At 66.3% G+C, this 16,594-nt stretch carries 15 protein-coding genes; 6 read left to right on the top strand and 9 right to left on the bottom strand.

Going from position 1 to position 16,594, the window contains the following annotated elements; translation table 11 throughout:
• Nucleotides 1-69 precede the first annotated feature (69 nt).
• Complete coding sequence (locus BH683_RS27890) at nucleotides 70-927, top strand: SDR family oxidoreductase (RefSeq protein ID WP_084839520.1); 858 nt, start codon at nucleotides 70-72, stop codon at nucleotides 925-927.
• On the opposite strand, the gene BH683_RS27885 is transcribed toward BH683_RS27890, so the two are convergent.
• The 5 genes from BH683_RS27885 to BH683_RS27865 form a co-directional block, all read right to left on the bottom strand.
• Nucleotides 917-1,660 (bottom strand): SWIM zinc finger family protein, encoded by a 744-nt coding sequence (locus BH683_RS27885; protein ID WP_084839519.1) that lies wholly within the window; start codon nucleotides 1,658-1,660, stop codon nucleotides 917-919. The two genes, BH683_RS27890 and BH683_RS27885, sit on opposite strands and share 11 nt — an antisense overlap.
• On the bottom strand, nucleotides 1,657-4,563 hold the full coding sequence (locus BH683_RS27880; RefSeq protein ID WP_084839518.1) for a DEAD/DEAH box helicase: 2,907 nt from the start codon (nucleotides 4,561-4,563) through the stop codon (nucleotides 1,657-1,659). Before BH683_RS27880 ends, BH683_RS27885 begins: the two co-directional genes overlap by 4 nt.
• A gap of 12 nt (nucleotides 4,564-4,575) precedes the next feature.
• Complete coding sequence (locus tag BH683_RS27875; protein WP_084839517.1) at nucleotides 4,576-4,974, bottom strand: VOC family protein; 399 nt, start codon at nucleotides 4,972-4,974, stop codon at nucleotides 4,576-4,578.
• 65 nt (nucleotides 4,975-5,039) lie between these two features.
• Nucleotides 5,040-6,062, bottom strand: coding sequence for a 2Fe-2S iron-sulfur cluster-binding protein (locus tag BH683_RS27870; protein ID WP_084839516.1), 1,023 nt, complete (start codon nucleotides 6,060-6,062; stop codon nucleotides 5,040-5,042).
• A 1-nt stretch (nucleotide 6,063) separates the two neighbouring features.
• Nucleotides 6,064-7,275 (bottom strand): cytochrome P450, encoded by a 1,212-nt coding sequence (locus BH683_RS27865; RefSeq protein ID WP_084839649.1) that lies wholly within the window; start codon nucleotides 7,273-7,275, stop codon nucleotides 6,064-6,066.
• A 222-nt stretch (nucleotides 7,276-7,497) separates the two neighbouring features.
• On the opposite strand from BH683_RS27865, the gene BH683_RS27860 reads away from it, so the two are divergent.
• Complete coding sequence (locus tag BH683_RS27860) at nucleotides 7,498-8,436, top strand: AraC family transcriptional regulator (protein WP_084839648.1); 939 nt, start codon at nucleotides 7,498-7,500, stop codon at nucleotides 8,434-8,436.
• A 75-nt stretch (nucleotides 8,437-8,511) separates the two neighbouring features.
• On the top strand, nucleotides 8,512-9,264 hold the full coding sequence (locus tag BH683_RS27855) for an isocitrate lyase/phosphoenolpyruvate mutase family protein (RefSeq protein ID WP_084839647.1): 753 nt from the start codon (nucleotides 8,512-8,514) through the stop codon (nucleotides 9,262-9,264).
• A gap of 76 nt (nucleotides 9,265-9,340) precedes the next feature.
• Here the strand turns inward: BH683_RS27855 and BH683_RS27850 are convergent, their stop codons facing one another.
• A complete protein-coding gene (locus BH683_RS27850; RefSeq protein ID WP_084839646.1) occupies nucleotides 9,341-10,456 on the bottom strand; it encodes a PQQ-dependent sugar dehydrogenase in 1,116 nt (371 codons plus the stop codon).
• A gap of 190 nt (nucleotides 10,457-10,646) precedes the next feature.
• Here BH683_RS27850 and BH683_RS27845 point away from each other — a divergent pair, with 190 nt between their 5' ends.
• A complete protein-coding gene (locus BH683_RS27845; RefSeq protein WP_084839515.1) occupies nucleotides 10,647-12,383 on the top strand; it encodes a sodium:proton antiporter in 1,737 nt (578 codons plus the stop codon).
• Nucleotides 12,384-12,387: 4 nt separating this feature from the next.
• Here BH683_RS27845 and BH683_RS27840 read toward each other — a convergent pair whose 3' ends face one another.
• Nucleotides 12,388-13,299, bottom strand: a complete 912-nt coding sequence (locus BH683_RS27840) for a D-isomer specific 2-hydroxyacid dehydrogenase family protein (protein ID WP_084839645.1) — start codon at nucleotides 13,297-13,299, stop codon at nucleotides 12,388-12,390.
• A gap of 26 nt (nucleotides 13,300-13,325) precedes the next feature.
• On the bottom strand, nucleotides 13,326-13,790 hold the full coding sequence (gene rnhA, locus BH683_RS27835; protein ID WP_084839514.1) for a ribonuclease HI: 465 nt from the start codon (nucleotides 13,788-13,790) through the stop codon (nucleotides 13,326-13,328).
• Between the two features lie 47 nt (nucleotides 13,791-13,837).
• Between rnhA and BH683_RS27830 the strand changes: the two genes are divergently transcribed.
• Nucleotides 13,838-14,866 carry a nitronate monooxygenase gene (locus tag BH683_RS27830; RefSeq protein ID WP_094647821.1) on the top strand — a complete coding sequence of 343 codons (1,029 nt, stop codon included), beginning with the start codon at nucleotides 13,838-13,840 and terminating at the stop codon, nucleotides 14,864-14,866.
• Nucleotides 14,863-15,825 (top strand): hypothetical protein, encoded by a 963-nt coding sequence (locus BH683_RS27825; protein WP_084839513.1) that lies wholly within the window; start codon nucleotides 14,863-14,865, stop codon nucleotides 15,823-15,825. Before BH683_RS27830 ends, BH683_RS27825 begins: the two co-directional genes overlap by 4 nt.
• Here the strand turns inward: BH683_RS27825 and BH683_RS27820 are convergent.
• A complete protein-coding gene (locus BH683_RS27820) occupies nucleotides 15,816-16,592 on the bottom strand; it encodes a glycoside hydrolase family 16 protein (protein WP_210405286.1) in 777 nt (258 codons plus the stop codon). The two genes, BH683_RS27825 and BH683_RS27820, sit on opposite strands and share 10 nt — an antisense overlap.
• Nucleotides 16,593-16,594: the final 2 nt, after the last annotated feature.

The raw sequence follows: 16,594 nt of genomic DNA, 5'->3' as shown, positions 1-16,594 counted from the left end.
AATAGTAAGTGCATACTGTTGGGGAAGTTCAGCAAGGAACTCTGTAACCAATCGAATTGGAGCACCGCCATGACCACAGCGATAACCGGAGCCACCGGACAACTCGGCAGTCTCGTCATCACCGATCTCCTCCAGCGGGGTGTGGTTCCCGGTGAGATCGTCGCGATCGTCCGCGACAACGCGAAGGCGGCACCCCTCGCAGACAAAGGTGTGACTGTTCGCGTTGCCGATTACAGCGATCGGGCAGCATTGGAGTCCGCACTCACCGGCGTCGACAAACTGCTGCTCATCTCCGGCTCGGAGGTCGGGCAACGCGTAGCCCAGCACAACAACGTGATCGACGCCGCCGAGGCAGCAGGCGTCTCGCTGATCGCCTACACCAGTTTGCTCAAAGCCGACTCGAGCGGCGTTTCGCTGGCACCCGAGCATCTGGCCACCGAAGAACGACTGGCAGCCTCGCCTATTCCGTCGGTGCTCCTGCGCAACGGCTGGTACTGGGAGAACTACGGATCAGCTCTGCCCCAGGCCATCGAGTCCGGAACGCTCTATGGAGCGGCGGGCAACGGTCGGCTGGCAGCGGCGTCCCGTGCAGACTTCGCCGCGGCGGCAGCTGCTGTCCTGACGCTCGACGACCAGGGTGGCAAGACCTACGAACTCGGTGGCGACGAGCGGTTGACCTACGCGGAGTTCGCGAAGATCGTCGCTGAGGTCTCGGGTGAGGACGTCGCATATGCCGATCTCTCCGAGAGCGACTATGCCGCAGCATTGGTGGGGGCAGGCCTTCCAGAACCAGTGGCGACGATGCTCGCCGGGGCGGATGCAGGTATCTCGCGCGGCGAACTGGACACCGAATCGGGAGATCTGCAGAGCCTGATCGGCCGACCTTCGACCCCCGTGGCCGACGTCATCAAGGCCGCTATCGCGTGATCCGGGCGTAGAGCTCGGCCAGTTCGTCGACCGCCTGCGCCACATCCATCGCCGCTGCACCGGATCGCCGCAACGCCGCCGACAGGGCGGTGGTGTCGAGTTCGGACAGCACATCCAGCGGCGGTGGGTGGGGCAGGCCGGGTAGCTGGCGGCCGTCGCCGTAGAAGTCGACCTCCGAGGGGGCCGGCGCATCAGGTGCCCGCTCGTCAGGGCGGTCGGCGTTGTCTCGCAGATGCGCGAGCAGCAGTGGCAGGTCCGCACCCATGATGGTCAACAGGGTCGCCGGTTCCTTGTCGATCGTCGCGGCCAGCTCATAGCTGACGGCCAGGACGTGAATGCAGCGGTCGTCGTCCACGGGACAGCTGCACTCGGTGCGTATGTCCGTCGAGTCCGCAGGAATCACCAATGACCCCAACGTGTCCGGTTGCTTGCCGCGCGTAACCAACACGAGCTCGTCGGCCTTGCCCCGCTCGCGGAGCATGGACACGACGGTCGCGGGGTCGGCCGGTCCTGCCTCGATCTCCACCTCGAACGGGTCGAGTTGGCTGCCTTGCACCAGACCGGTCACGCGTCCAGATCGCACGACCAGGTCGATGACGTTTCGGTCGCGAAAGTATGTGCGGGCTTTGGTGATCTTGCGCAGTTCCGCAGGGGTTTCGACGGCCAGCAGGAATCCCTTCGACCACGGCGTGAGGCCGTAGCCCCGGGGCGCGGGCTTCTTCTTCGCACTCACTCGCTCACCGCCTCGTCGCCGAGCCGCATCAGTTCGTAGAGCTCATCGTTGTCCGATGCCGCGAGCCAGCTCTCGCCGGTGGTGACGGTGAGTTCGGACAGCTCACGTTTGTCACGGATGAGCTGGTCGATGCGTTCCTCCAGCGTGCCGACGCACACGAACTTTCTCACCTCGACCCGGCGTTGCTGCCCGATCCGGTAGACGCGGTCGGTGGCCTGGTTCTCCACGGCGGGATTCCACCAACGATCCAAGTGGACAACGTGATTGGCCGCAGTCAGGTTCAGGCCGGTGCCGCCGGCCTTGAGCGATGCGAGCATGACCGGTGGGCCGTCGTCCTCACTGAACTCGGTCACCAGGGTGTCGCGCGCGGATCGACTGAGGCTGCCGTGCAGGAACGAGACGCCTGCGCCGATGCGGTCGGCCAGCCATGGCGCCATCATGTCGCCAAAGGCTGTGAACTGGGTGAAGACCAGTGCCCGCTCGCCGTCGGCGACGATGTTCTCGAGCATGTCGGCCAGCAACTCGACCTTGCCCGAGCGGTGCTCGTTCCGGCGCATGATGGGTGAGCCGTCACCGAGGTAGTGCGCCGGGTGGTTGCAGATCTGCTTCAGGCGCGTCAATGCCGCGAAGACCGTTCTGCGCCGCTCACTCCCGCCCTGCGGATCCTCGCCCTTGCCCAGGGCGTTCATCAGGTCGTCGATGACCGCACGGTAGAGCGCAGCCTGTTCGACGGTGAGGTTCGCGCGTACGGTCAGCTCCGTCTTTTCGGGGAGGTCGGAGATGACGGCGGGGTCGGTCTTGACGCGGCGCAGGATGAACGGCGAGGTGACGGCATTGAGCCGGCGCACTGCGCCCTTGTCCCGCTCGCGTTCGATGGGTTCGGCATAGCGCGACTTGAACGTCGACGCGGTGCCGAGCAACCCGGGGTTGACGAGGTCGATGACCGACCGCAGATCCTCCAGCCGGTTCTCGACGGGAGTACCGGTCAGGGCAATGCGGTGTCGTGCGGTGAGAGCGCGCACCGCCTTGGACTGTGCGGTCGCGACGTTCTTGATGTGCTGCGCCTCATCGACCACGAGGCGGTCCCACGTCATGGGGCTCAGCATCTTCCGGTCGCGAGAGGCGATGGCGAAGGTGGTGATGACGACATCCACCCGAGCCGCAGCGGGGCCGAAATGTGGCTGGCGCAGCCGGGCCGGTCCGTGATGGATCAGCACCGAGATGTCGGGTGCGAATCTCGCGATCTCCCGTTCCCAGTTGCCCACCACCGACATCGGACAGATCAGCAGCGTGGTGCCCCGTTCCTCGGCAGGATCGGCGGCTTCCGCTTCGGCCCGCATCAGGGCCAGCACCTGGATGGTCTTGCCCAGACCCATGTCGTCGGCGAGGACCGTCCCGATGCCCAGTGAACTGAGATGGCACAGCCATTCCATACCGCGCTGCTGGTAGGGCCGGAGTTCGGCTTTCAGTGAGGTCGGGGCGGGCAGAGAAGGGGGTGCCATCCTGCCGACGCGTTTGATCTCGTCGAGCCACGACAACCCGTCGACCCGGGCCACCGGTAGTGGCAGCCGGTCGTCACCGTCGGTGACCAGATTGAACAGTTCGCCCATGTCCGCCGGCTGACCTGATTCGGCGAGGGCGCGTTGGGCCTGGATGAAGGATGCCGACCGCGACAGTGCGGAGTTGTCGGCCCGGATCCACTTACCCCGGACCTTGACCAGGTCTCCCTTCTGCCGCGCCAGCGCATCGAGTTCGGAGGCGTCCAGCACGTCCTCGCCGAGGGCCAGTTGCCACTGGAAGTCCCGTATCTCGCCGAGCCCGACCATGACGTTGCGCTGCCGCGAACCGCCTTCCGGTTTTCCCCGTAGCGCGAGCGTGGGGCGTACATGCGCGATCGAGCGGGGAAGGAGGACTTCGAAGCCGGCCTCGGCGAGGGCCGCGACGCCGGTGTCGAGCAGGCTCAGCACGACGTCGGTGGTGAGAAGGAAGTCCAACGAATGATCATCGTGCAGTGCAGACTTCAGATCGGGGAACGCGCGGACCGCGCGGGCGACGTCGGTGGTGATCTGGTCGATCTCGTGGGTGTCGAGACGGCGGAGTTCGACGGGTTCGTCGGGCCGGTCGAGGGTGCGCCTGCACACCTGCAGTCGCCAGCGGGTGTCGTCGTACTCGAACTGGTCCTCGTCCTCGCCTTCTTCTCCACCTGGCTCGTTCAGTCGCAACACCAGCGACGATTCGCCCTGCCGGAGTCCGTCGGCCCACTGCGCCCACGCCGATGCTGCCGACGCGGCCTTGTCCGCCGACATCGCGGGTGCGTCGGTGTCGGGGAGCAGGGCGCGAACGAAGGACGAACGCACGGACGTCGGCCGGACGTCGGTGCAGCTGTTGCGGCACAACTGGTCTGTGATCGCTCCGCAGAAGTCCATGATCGCGGTCGATTCCCCGTTGTCGAGGATCACCGGGGGCGCCGCCGCGACGGCTGTGGACAGCCAATTGCGCCAGCTCGCGGTGGTCAACGGGGCCCAGCGCACCGCCCACTCTCCGGCCACCCAGTTGACCGACGGCGCTACGGCCCCAGAGCGCACGAAGCGTTCGGTGGAATCGACCAGGAATCGGTAATACCGCAATTCGCCGCCGACCTCGTCCGGCGCATCGATCGATTGGAGCAGTTCGACGGTGGCCGCGGGGCCGAGGGTGAGTGAGGCGATGTCGCGACGGAGGGAGCCGGGGCCGGCCACCGCGATCGTGCGGCGCAGCGCCCGTGTGCCGACCGCTGCCGCGATGGGTGCGGGCAGACCGTCGGGAACCTGGCCGGTGCACGGTTCACCGTCGGGGCCGGTGAACCACAATGACAGACCTATGCCCGAGCGCCATAGAGCATGCGCGGCTGGGGTCTCGGTCACTGGTTCATGGTGTCAGGTGCGGGGGCAGCTGACACAGAACAGGTTGCCCTCCGGATCGGCCATCGTCGTCCACTCCACCCAGGGGACCTCGTCGAGGACGTCCCATTCCCGGGTGGCGCCCAGCTCGAGCATCCGCCCGACCTGCTCTTCACGGCGTCCGGGTTCCGTGCTCAGGTCGAGATGGATGGGCCCCGGCGCGGACGGGTTATCGTCGCGGCGGTGAAAGAAGAGCGGGACCCCGCCCGGAGCCGCCGAGACGTAGACGTAGTCGTGTCCGTCGCCACCCACCGCCTCGCCGCCGAGCACGGCGATCCAGAACTCGGAAAGCGCCGCCGGATCGGCCGCCGCGAAATTTATCGCACCGATTGTCATCGTCGAGCTGGGCGCGGATGGTGTGGCGGCATCGGTCATGCGACGACGATAGGTCGAGGTACCGACATCGACGGTCGCTCGACTCCAGCTGCGGCGACCTCTCGTCAGACAGGGCTCAGCTGAATTGCGGGTGTGTACTTTTCCCGGTGAATGCGACGTGGTGACATCCGCCGGCGTTTGAGCGCTTTGACGCCTGCTTCGACCATCGCCGGTGGGCCGCACAGATACGCCGAGAAGCTCTTGCACGAGGGAAGGTCGGCAATGACGGCGTCGCCGACATAGCCGGTGCGGCCGGACCACTGACCGCGACTGAGGCAGGGTGTGTAGTTCACACCCGGATGGTTGGCTGCGAGGGTCTGCCAGTGCTCGACGTCGTAGAGGTCCGACTCGAACCGGACCCCGTGGTAGACGTGGATCTCACGCTCGGGATCGAGTTCCAGCGCCGCGGTGGCGATGGATTTGAGTGGCGCCAGTCCGGTGCCGCCGGCCAGGAGAATCAATCCCAGGTCCGGATCGTCCGGGGTGAAGCAGAAGTCGCCCCACGGCCCGGTCATCGCCACCGGTTCGCCCACGGTCATGCCGTCGAAGATCCAGCCGTCCGTGGCCGCCCCGCCGGGCTGCCGACGGATGTGGAACTCCAGTTCGCCGTCCTGGCCGGGCGGGTTCGCCATCGAGTACGGACGGGTGGTGCCGGTACCCGGAATCGACAACTCGACGTACTGGCCCGCGGTGAACTCGAGTGGCTCATCGAGCATGACCGTGACCGTGAGGGTGTCGTCGGCCACCTGACGAATAGAACCGACAGTCCCGGAGATGTCGCGCAGCACGTGGTGCCGTGCGTTGGAATCGACCGTCACAGAATCGATCTCCAGATTCGAGGTCGGCACCGACTGGCAGGAGAGGACGAATCCTTGTTCCTGCTCGGTATGCGAGAGCACGGTGTCGAGCGGCGGTGGTGTGTCGACCGTACCGGTGCTGATCCGCACCTTGCAGGTTCCACAGGTGCCCTGGTTGCAGGAGTTCGGTATCCACACCCCGGCCCTCAGGAAGGCGTCCAGCATCTTCTGGTCGGGGTCGCACTCGACAGAGGTGTCACCGGCGTCGATCCGAAATGGCCGTTCCGACATCTCACACCTCCCAGGTGGTGTGCAGCGACGTCGGGCCGCGAAAACCCCAGCCCCAGAACTCCACGTCGCTGTCGGTGTCTCGTTCGAGATTGGGGATGGACTCGAACAGCTCCTCCAGACCGATCCGGCACACGTGGTTCGCGAAGTAGATGCCGGCACAGGCGTGGTTGCCTGCCCCGAATGCCAAGTGCGGCAACGGCGGGCGGGTGAGGTCGTAGTCCGAAGGCGCATCGTAGACGGTGGCGTCGTGATTGGCGGATCCGTAGGACATCAAGACCACCGAACCTTCCGGAAGATCGATGCCGGCCACCTCGACGTCGCGCGTGCTGATACGCGCGGTTGCTGACCAGATCGGTGAGGTCCAGCGCATTCCTTCGGCGATGGCCCGTGGGATCAGTCCTGGCTCGTCGACCACCTGCTCGAGTTGATCCGGCCTGGTGAACAAACCGACCAGTGTCGATGACATCGCATGCCCGGGTTCCTGCATCGCGCCGAGGAGGTAGACGTAGAGCGTCGGGTAGATGTAGTCGCGGTCGCGGGTCTGGCCGGCCGGCATCCCGTCGTGGAGCCAGTGAGAGATGGCGCTGTCGTCGGGGCTGTCGATCCAGTTGTCGATCAGCGGGTCGACGATGGACCGGATCTCGCGTTTGGCGTCGTCGGCTTCAGCGAACCCCTCTGGATTGGTGAACTCGCCGTCCTCGTCGACACCGGCGTTGGTGAACGAGTTCGACAGTTTGTGGAACCACTCGCGGAGTTTGTCGGAGCTCACCGTCTGAAGCCCGAGGAGATCACCGAGAGCGCGGACGCTGACCGGCTCGCAATAGTCCGCCACCAGCTCTGCACGGCCGTTGTCCTCGATCCCGGCTAGGTACCGGCGAGCGATGGGTCGGACGAGGTCGTCGATCCAGCGGTCCACCTCCTGCGGCTGCAGGGCCGGATCGACCATCGACCGGAGATCGTCGTGGATCGGGCCGTTCACCCCGATGACCGCGGGATGGCCGAAAGTGCGTCCACCGGCCTTGGTGATGACGGCTTCGAAGTCCGGGCTCGTCGCTATCGACCGGCAGATCTCCGCAGTGGTTGCCACGTACGACCCGAGGACGGGCAGATAGGCCAGTGGCGCCTCACTGCGCAGCCGCTCGTAGACCGGGTACGGATTGCGCTCTAGTTCGGTCATCGTGATGTCGTCTATCCAGGACAAAGTGCTGGTCATCGTTGTCTCCTTGGCTGATGTGGAGGGTGCTCGGTGGAGCTGGTGTGACGAGACGGTAGGGGCCGCACAGCCGCCGGGGCGACACCCGATACGCGAGGTCGGTACAAATTGCGCGACGAATGTGATCTCCATCGCACATCTGCTGGCACGGGCTGTGAATCGCGGGTTCAATCGGAGATGCAGCCGTAGCCCCGGTACGCACGAATGGAACCGAGAGCCCAGATGTCCCGACAGAGCAGCACTCACATCAGTGATTGGGAAGCCGCGCACCTGGCGGTCGAACAGGTGTACTTCCCTCATGAACTGGAGGCGTTGTCATCGCCCGACCTGTTGGCCCTGAACTTGCGGACCGTCGACCTCGGGCCGGTGACGATCGGACGCCTGAACTGGGGCACCGACGTCTCGATCGCGTGCGACTACCCGGGGGCGTACGAGATCAACATCCCCCTCACCGGTCACCTCGACTCGCAGTCAGGATCGGCGAGCACAGTGTCCGAACCGGGACAGGCGACCGTCTTCACCGCCGGGCGGCCGTCGACCATCACCAGGTGGTCGGCGGATTGCCAGGTGGTCGGGGTGAAGTTCGAAGCCGATTACCTCGAGCGTGAAGCCGACCGGGTGCAGGCGACGGCGCTGCGGTCCCGATTGGTGCTCCCCGATCAGCTGGATCTGACCGGACCCGACGAACGCAGTTGGTTTGCGCTTGTCCGCGCGCTCACAGCGCAGCTGCGCGAACCCGCCGACCTGTTGGCGAATCCTCTGGTCGGACCGCAGTTGGCCAGCGCAGTGACGACGGCATTCATCGTGGCGGTCTCCCCCGACACACCAGGAACCGGCCTTCGGCCGCGAATGGTCAAGAGAGTTCTCGATGCGCTTCATGACGATCCGGCCAGGGAATGGACGCTGGCCGACATGGCCGAGTTGGGTGGGTCGAGCGTGCGGCGACTGCAAGAAGGATTCGCCGAACACGTCGGGGCCAGCCCCACCGCGACGCTGCGAGACATCCGGCTCAGCCGGGCACACGCCGACCTCACCATGCGAGGTGGTGCGACAACGGTGGCGGAAGTTTCTGCGCGATGGGGTTTTTCGAGCCCGAGCCGGTTCGCCGCGGCGTATCGTCGGCGGTTCGGCGAACCGCCCTCGCGCATATCCCGTCCCTGAGTCGAGTACAAGAATTCACGGGGCGATGTTCGAAACCATGGAATGTCCGGACCATCCGGCGTAGTTGTGGGAGACATGACTGATCTCTCAAGCAAGGCAAAGACGCTGCTCGAACTCCATCAGCCAGGCAACCCGGTGATCCTGCCGACGGTGTGGGACGCCTGGTCGGCCAACCTCGCCGTCTCCGCGGGTTTCACCGCGCTGACCGTCGGCAGCCATCCCGTGTCCGACTCGATCGGCAAGCCGGACAACGAAGGCATCACCTTCGACGAACTGACGACCCGCATCAAGCAGATCACGGACGCCGTCGACGTACCGATCTCGGTCGACATCGAATCCGGGTACGGCGAAGATCCCAAGCGCCTCATCGAGGGCCTGATCACCGCGGGCGCTGTCGGCCTCAACATCGAGGACACGGTCCACAGCGAAGGCGGTCGGCTGCGCGAGGCCCAGGAGCACGCCGACTTCGTGGGTGCCCTGCGCGCAGCGTCTGACGCGACCGACGTCCACGTGGTCATCAACGCCCGCACCGACCTGTTCGTCAAGCAGGTCGGTGACGAGTCCGACCGCGTCGAGCGAGCCATCGAGCGTCTGAAGTTGGCTGCCGCGGCCGGGGCCGATGTGCTCTACCCGGTCGGCTTCCACACCGACGAGGTCCACAAGCGGCTGACCAGCGAGCTGCCGTTGCCGGTCAACGCCATCGGACATCCGGTGAGCAACGAGAAGTCGGCGCTGGCCGCTCTCGGGATCGCCCGGGTCAGCTTCGGTCCGTTGTTCCAGCTGGTGCTTGCCGAGCGCGCGAACGACGTCTTGGCTGCCTGGAAGTAGCCCCCGATGATGTGCCCCTTTGGCGGACCCCAGCTGCGGTTTTGTTCGCCAAAGGGGCACATTTTCGGTGTGTGGGTCAGCCGAGCTCGACCCGCTTGATCCGGTCATCGCCGTCTTTCGGGTCGCCGCGCCCGTCGGTGTTGTTGGTGAGGAACCACAGCGACCCGTCGGGCGCGACCGCGACATCGCGGAGGCGGCCGAATTCACCTGCGTAGAGGTCGTCGCCGCCGGCCGGATCGCTGACCGGGACGGCGCGGAGGCGTTCGCCCTTGAGGTTCGCGATGTAGATGGTGTCGCCGGCGATCGTCATCCCGCTCGGACTGGCGTCGTCGGGATTCCACTGCTGAACGGGATCGACGAAGACGTTGTCGCCGCTCACATCGCCGTTCATCCCCTCGACCTGCGGCCACCCGTAGTTGCCGCCGCGGGTGATGACGTTGAGCTCGTCCCACGTGTCCTGGCCGTACTCGGACGAGAACATCGTGCCGTCCGCGGCCCAGGCCAGACCCTGCACGTTGCGATGGCCCAGCGACCACACGGGATTGCCAGGGAAGGGGTTGTCCGCAGGAACCGATCCGTCGGCGTTGACCCGCAGGATCTTTCCGGAAAGACTGCCCAGATCTTGCGCGCTCGGTCGGTCCTGGGCGTCGCCGGTGCTGATGTAGAGCATGCCGTCGGGCCCGAACGCGATGCGCCCGCCGTTGTGCGTGCGTCCTCCGGGGATGCCCGCGATCACTTCCTCGGGTGCGCCGAGGCCGAGCGTGCCTGCAGACCCTGTCAAGGGGTAACGCACGACCCGGTTGTCACCGTCTGCGCTGGTGAAGTAGACGTAGAGATCGCTGCCCTGCACCGCCAGACCGAGCAGGCCGCCTTCGCCGGCCGGGGCCACGTCTGCGACGGCCCCGACGACGCGGGTCGAGTTGCCGGTCACCTCGAGGATGTCGCCGGAGTCGCGTTCGCTGATCAGTGGGTTGCCCTCGGCGAAGGTGATCGACCAGGGCGCATCCAGGCCGGTGACGAGGTCGTCGGGAACCGCGTCGCGCTGTACCGCGGGTGGGGCGGAGGACGACGAGTAACCCGGTGGATACGGGGTCCCAGACGTTGTCACCGTGCTGCTTCCGGAATCGCTGCCGCATCCGGCTATGAGCGTTGCTCCGGCTATCGACATGATCAGTCCGGTTCTGTTTCGCATGACCACCTTCGGTGTGTGATGTCCGTTTCCGACCGTCACCGAAAACGGTACGCGAACCGCGCAGGGCACCTCTCACAGCGAATTGATGGTGGGTTCACATCTCACCGGTGGATTCGATGCAGGACGATGGGGAGCGACAGCGGACCGGTCACAGCAATAGAGGAGAGGCGCCAGTGGTGGAGACGATCGCGTGGAGCTGACACTCGTCGGGGTGGTCGCGATCATCGCGATCGTCGCCGTGGCGGTCTTCGCCGGGCGTCTCGGTGTGGCCGCCCCGCTGCTGCTGGTGATCGTCGGCGTCGGCCTCAGTTTCGTGCCCGGGGTCCCGGACCTGGAGGTCCAGCCCGAGTTGATCCTCGCCGGGGTGCTGCCCCCGCTGCTCTATTCGGCGGCGGTCAACATGCCCGCCCAGGACTTCCGCCGCAACTTCAAACCGATCAGCGCGCTCGCGGTGGTGCTTGTCGTGGTCACGACCGTCGGAACCGGCTGGTTCTTTCACGCGCTGATCCCTGACATCGGCTGGCCGGCCGCCTTGGCGTTGGGTGCGGTGATCAGCCCGACCGACGCCGTGGCTGCGACATCGGTGGGCAAGAAGCTCGGCTTGCCCTCACGAGTGGTGGCTGTGCTCGAGGGTGAAGGTCTCGTGAACGACGCCTCGGCGCTGGTCTTGCTCCGCTCGGCGGTCGCCGCGCTGGGCGGCACTGTCACCCTCTGGGGAGTCGCGGGCGACTTCGTCTTCGCGGTGCTGGCTGCCGTGGTCGTCGGTGCAATCGTCGGCTACGTGAATGTGCGGATCCGTGGTCTGCTGAACGATTCGGTGCTCACGACGGCCATCTCGCTGGTTGTGCCGTTCATCGCCTACATACCCGCGGAGGAGGTCGGCGCGTCCGGAGTGCTCTCGGTGGTGGTTGCAGGCCTGATCACCGGGCACCTGGGATCGCGGTATCTGCGGGCGCAGGATCGGCTCGCGGAGACGACCAACTGGCGCACCCTCGCGTTCTTGCTCGAGGGTGCGGTGTTCCTGTTCATGGGGATGGAACTCAAAAAGGCCGTCGAACAGGTGCAGGAGAGTCAGTTCAGCACCTGGACCGCGGTCGCGATCGGTCTGGTCGCTTCGGCCATCGTGATCGCGCTCCGGATCGCCTTCGTCGGCCCGATGGTCGGGTTGCTCCGCCGCGACACCAGGCGCGCATCCGACGCGGTGTCGCGGCTCGACGAGATCCAGGCCCGTCTGGACGCCCGAGAGCCTGATGAACGGTTCACCCAGCGTCGGCTGGACTACATGGAGACGCGCGTGGCGCGGGTGTCCGCCGATCTGGCGTTCCACCTCAACGAGACGCTCGGATGGCGCGGCGGAGTGGTGCTCGGGTGGGCAGGGATGCGGGGTGCGATCACGGTCGCCGCCGCGCAGACCCTGCCCCAGGACACCCCGCACCGACCTCAGCTGATCCTGATCGCGTTTGTCGTCGCCGCGACGACCCTGCTGCTGCAGGGGTTCACGCTCCCGAGCGTGATCCGGATGGCGAAGGTGGCCCCCGACGATCCGGAGCGGCTGCGCGACGAGTACTCACAGCTGGTCACCGAATTGCAGGACGCCGCGTCGCAGGCGCTGGTCGACCCAGCGGTGCTCGGTGGGGTGGGTGAGCCGATACCGGACGTGGTGATCGATCTGGTGCGGGCCGACAGCATCGTCGGCCGCGTCAGATCGAGCCGCGAAGCCGTAGACGAGAACGCTGCCGACGCCAACAAGCGGGGCCGGGCGCAGTACTTCGCGCTGCGGCTGCTGGTGCTGGCCGCCGAACGGGAGGCGCTGCTCAAGGCCAGGAAGCTCGGTGTCTACAGCTCGCAGTCGTTGACCCACGCGCAGAATCTGCTCGACCTCGAAGAAGCCCGACTCGAGCAACTCGACGACGACGAGTCGGAGTGAGCAGTCAGTAGCTGGCGTTCGGGTCCACCCTGGCGAGCATGTCGTCACCGCCGGCCGCGAAGCGACGGAGGTTTTCGCCGACCCACGGTGCCAGCGTCCGCTTGAGGCCCGACGACGGGTTCGCCACGTGGGGGGTGATGATCACGTTCGGCAGCTCCCACAGCGGACTGTCGGTGGCAGGTGGTTCGGGATCGGTGACATCGAGTGCGGCGCCCGCGATCTCCCCATCGACCAGGGCCCGGTGCAGGGCATCCTCATCGACCAGTGGCCCACGGGCGACGTTGATCAACCACGCGTGAGAGCGCATGGCGGCCAGGGACTTCGCGTTGATCAGGTGCCGGGTCTCGTCGGTCGACGGCGCTGCGAGTACGACGTGGTCGACGCGCGACCACACCTCGTCGAGGCGATCGAACGGCAACGTCTCCATCGCACCTTCGACGTCTCGCCCGGAACGGTTGACCGCGATCACCGCGGCACCGCAGGCGGCCAACCTCGGGATCAGTGACCGGGCGATGCCGCCGGCGCCGACGATGGCGACCGTCGATCCGTGCAGTGAGCGCACCGAGGTGTCGACGGCGTCCTTGTCCCAGCGCGTCCGCACCGCGGTGTTGATCTGCCGCAGACCCGTCAGGAGCAGGGCGAGGGCGTGTTCGGCGACGTTCTCGGCGTAGAAGCCGGACGCGTTGGTCCAGATCCGCTTGTCGTCGAGCAGCCCGGCGTTCAGAAACGACTCGATACCGGCCAGGCGCAGCTGGACCCATTCGATGCGATCGGGCAGCGGCTCGGGGAAACCGGCCACGTCGCCCGTCCAGACCAGGACTCGCGCGCTGTCGAGGTCCGTCAGTTCGCCCCCGGCTGTGAGGATTGCCTCGGAGATGTAGGGGTCAGGCTCGGGCAGAAGGGCGACCGGTATCAACCCGCCGGATGTCGGTTCGGCGGCGGTCACACGGGCTCCTTCAGGGTGCGTGCCGCAGAGGTCGCCAGTTCGTCGGCGATCTCGTTGTAGTGGTCGCCCGCGTGCCCTTTGACCCAGCGCCACTCGACGTCGTGCCGCTCGCACTGGGCGATGAGTTCACGCCACAGCTCGCTGTTCTTGACGGGCTTCTTGTCCTTCGTCTGCCAACCGTTGGCCTGCCAGCCCGCGGCCCACTTCATGATGCCGTTCCGGACGTAGGTGCTGTCGGTGTAGAGGATCACCTTCGATCGCTTGGTGACGGCCTCGAGGCCCTTGATGGCGGCGGTGAGTTCCATCCGGTTGTTGGTGGTTGCCGGTTCCGGTCCGGAGATCCGCTTTTCGTGGCTCTTGTACCGCAGGACGGCACCCCAGCCGCCGGGACCGGGGTTGCCGAGGCATGCGCCGTCCGTCGAGATCTCGACCGGAATGGTCACATCGTTGTCGTCCGCCATGGCGAGAAGGCTACCGTCGGCTCAGGACAAGTTGAAGGAGGCGGGTGGTGACCATGTTCGACCTACGCGGGCTCGACGCCCCGATCGTCGGTGCACCCATGGCAGGCGGTCCCAGCACCCCGGCGCTGGCCGCTGCGGTCAGCAACGCCGGCGGGCTCGGCTTCCTGGCAGGCGCCTTGCTGGGAGCTGAAAAACTCGCCGCGGACATCGACACCGCGCGGACCCTGACCACCGGAGCGTTCGGGGTCAATCTCTTTGTGCCGCAGTCTGACACCGGAAAGCCCGTGGAGATCGCGGGGTACGCCGACGAGCTCGCGCAACTGGCCTCGCAATTCGAGGTCGAACTCGGCGAGCCCCGCTACACCGACGACGACTACCCGGCGAAGGTCGAGGTGCTCCTCGATCTCAGACCCGAGGTCGTCTCCTTCACCTTCGGCTGCGCGAGCGCCGACGACATCGCCCGGCTACGGGCCGCGGGGATCACGACCGTGGCAACGGTCACCACGGCGGCCGAAACCGAGATCGCGAAGGCCCGTGGGGTCGAGGCGTTCGTGGCGCAGGGTCCGGGGGCCGGCGGGCACCGCGGCACGTTCGATCCGCTGGCGCAGCCGGCGACGGATTCGCTCGACGTCATCCTCGCGGCAGTTCTCGAGCGCGCCGCCGTGGTGGTTGCGGCAGGTGGGATCGGAACCCCCGAAGAGGTCGAGCGGGTAATGGGTCTCGGGGCAGTCGCGGCACAGGTGGGAACGGCGCTGCTGCTGAGCGACGAGGCCGGCACGAACCCGGTGTCTCGAGCAGCGCTACAGGATGCGCAGTTCACCGAAACCGCTGTCACCAAGGCGTTCTCGGGGCGGTACGCCCGAGGCCTGCGGAATCGGTTCGTGGACGACCACGATCAGACCGCGCCGCTGGCGTACCCTCAGATCCACTATCTCACCGGACCGTTGCGCCGCGCCGCAGTGCAGGCGGGTGACGCCCACGCGACCAACCACTGGGCGGGTACCGGCTTCCGGAACGCCCGGCCGGGTGCCGCCGCGGCCATCGTCGAAGCGCTGAGCAGCCGCGTTCGGCGATGAGCGAGACGGGGGCAAAATCTCAGCCGAAGGGGTTGTCCCCCGGCATCTTCGGAGTGGGATTCGGTCTCGCGGGCCTGTCTGGGACGTGGACGATCACCGCCGCGCACACCGGGCTGCCGGTGGGTGCGGCCGACGGGCTGTGGATCATCACCGCCGTCGTCTTCGTCATCAACGTCGTCCGCTTCTGCGCTCGTGCGGGGAACCCGGTCCACTACGTGGAACACTTCCGGCACCCCGTCACCGGCCCATTTGTCGCGCTGGCACCGGCAACCGCAATGTTGTTGGGAGACCGGTTGTTTGCGGAAGCCCCAGCAGTGGGACGCGGTGTGGTGATCGGCGGATTCGTCGTGGCGGTGGTGTTGGCGCTCGGATTCGTCCACAACGTGCTGCTCGGTATGGGTTCGATAGAAGAGCTGCACTCGGGTCACCTGCTGCCGATCGTCGCGGCCGGATTCGTCGGTGCCCAGTCGCTGGCGACCATCGGTGCACCGAACACCGCCATCGGGGTGTTCGGCGCAGCGGTCTTGGCGTGGTTCCTCGTCGGCGCCGCCCTCGTGGCCAGGCACGCCTTCTTCGCTCCGTTACCGGATGCGTTGGTGCCCACGATGGCGATCTTCGCGGCCCCACCCGTGGTCGGGGGTAACGCGTGGTTTGCGATCACGGCCCCGGACAGCTCCGAGGATCGTGTTCAGATCGCGCTGCTGGGTATTGCAGTACTGCTCATCGGCAGCCAGCTGATGCTGCTGCCGCGGTACCGCAGGGTGCCCTTCTCCCTTGGCTTCTGGTCGTTCACGTTCACGGCTGCTGCCGCTGCAACGTACGGAATCCACTGGTTGGCGCTGACGCATCCGCCGGGTGAGGTCGCTTGGATCTGGCTGCTCTTCGCGGTGGCGACTGCGATCGTCGGCAGTATCGCGCTGCGGTCGTTGGCGCTGCTACGACCGACTCGTCAGGCGTAGCCGCGCACGTAGTCGATGAAAAGCTCGGGGACGAGGTGGTCGTCGTTGCCGTCGGACCGATCGGGAAAGTCGAAGACAGCGAACATCATCTGCATCGGATAGGTCGGTGGATCCGGGCAGCGTCGAACGAGTTCGTCGTCGACGTAGAAGGCTGTGGCATCGGGCGTCCAGTCCACCGCGTAGGTATGGAACTCGGTGACGTCGATGGGTACCGGCATCGCCTCGAAATCGTCGATCAGATTCGGGTCCCGAAAAGGGTGTAGCCCGGTACCGATGGCTGCCGATGGCCGCGCAGTGACGGTGTCGCCGAAGATCTCGGCGACGCAGATCTCGCCGCTACGAGCCGGGATGTCTTCGAGGCCGACCATCCACCAGGCGAACATCGACCGCGGCGAGATGGTGGCACGCATGCGGGTCTCGAGATATCCGCACGACGGTGTCCAGCCGGCGAACGCGGGTTGTTCTTCGCGAACAACGGCACCGGCGTGTGGTGGCTGCTGGCCGAGTGTTCCGCCGACCGGACCTGAGCCGTTGCCGGACTGCACGGCCGACACCCGAAGTGGGCTGTGCTGCTCGGCCGGCCACAGGCCTTGATCGCGGGGGATGCTCAGGTGCAGGCACGAATCAGACAGGGAGTACGTCGCTGCTGTCGCAGCCCGAGAACTCCAGGCAGGCAGATAATGCGGAAGCCAGACATCCAGGTCGATGTCGGGGTCATCGAACTCCTCGGAGAAGATCAGGCTGCGACCGACCGACTGAACCCTCACCG

It is taken from the genome of Williamsia sp. 1138 (genome assembly GCF_002095435.2).
Classification (GTDB): Bacteria; Actinomycetota; Actinomycetes; order Mycobacteriales; family Mycobacteriaceae; genus Williamsia.
Note: the sequence above shows the minus strand (reverse complement) of the source record. Positions and strands in the feature narration are given on the sequence as shown.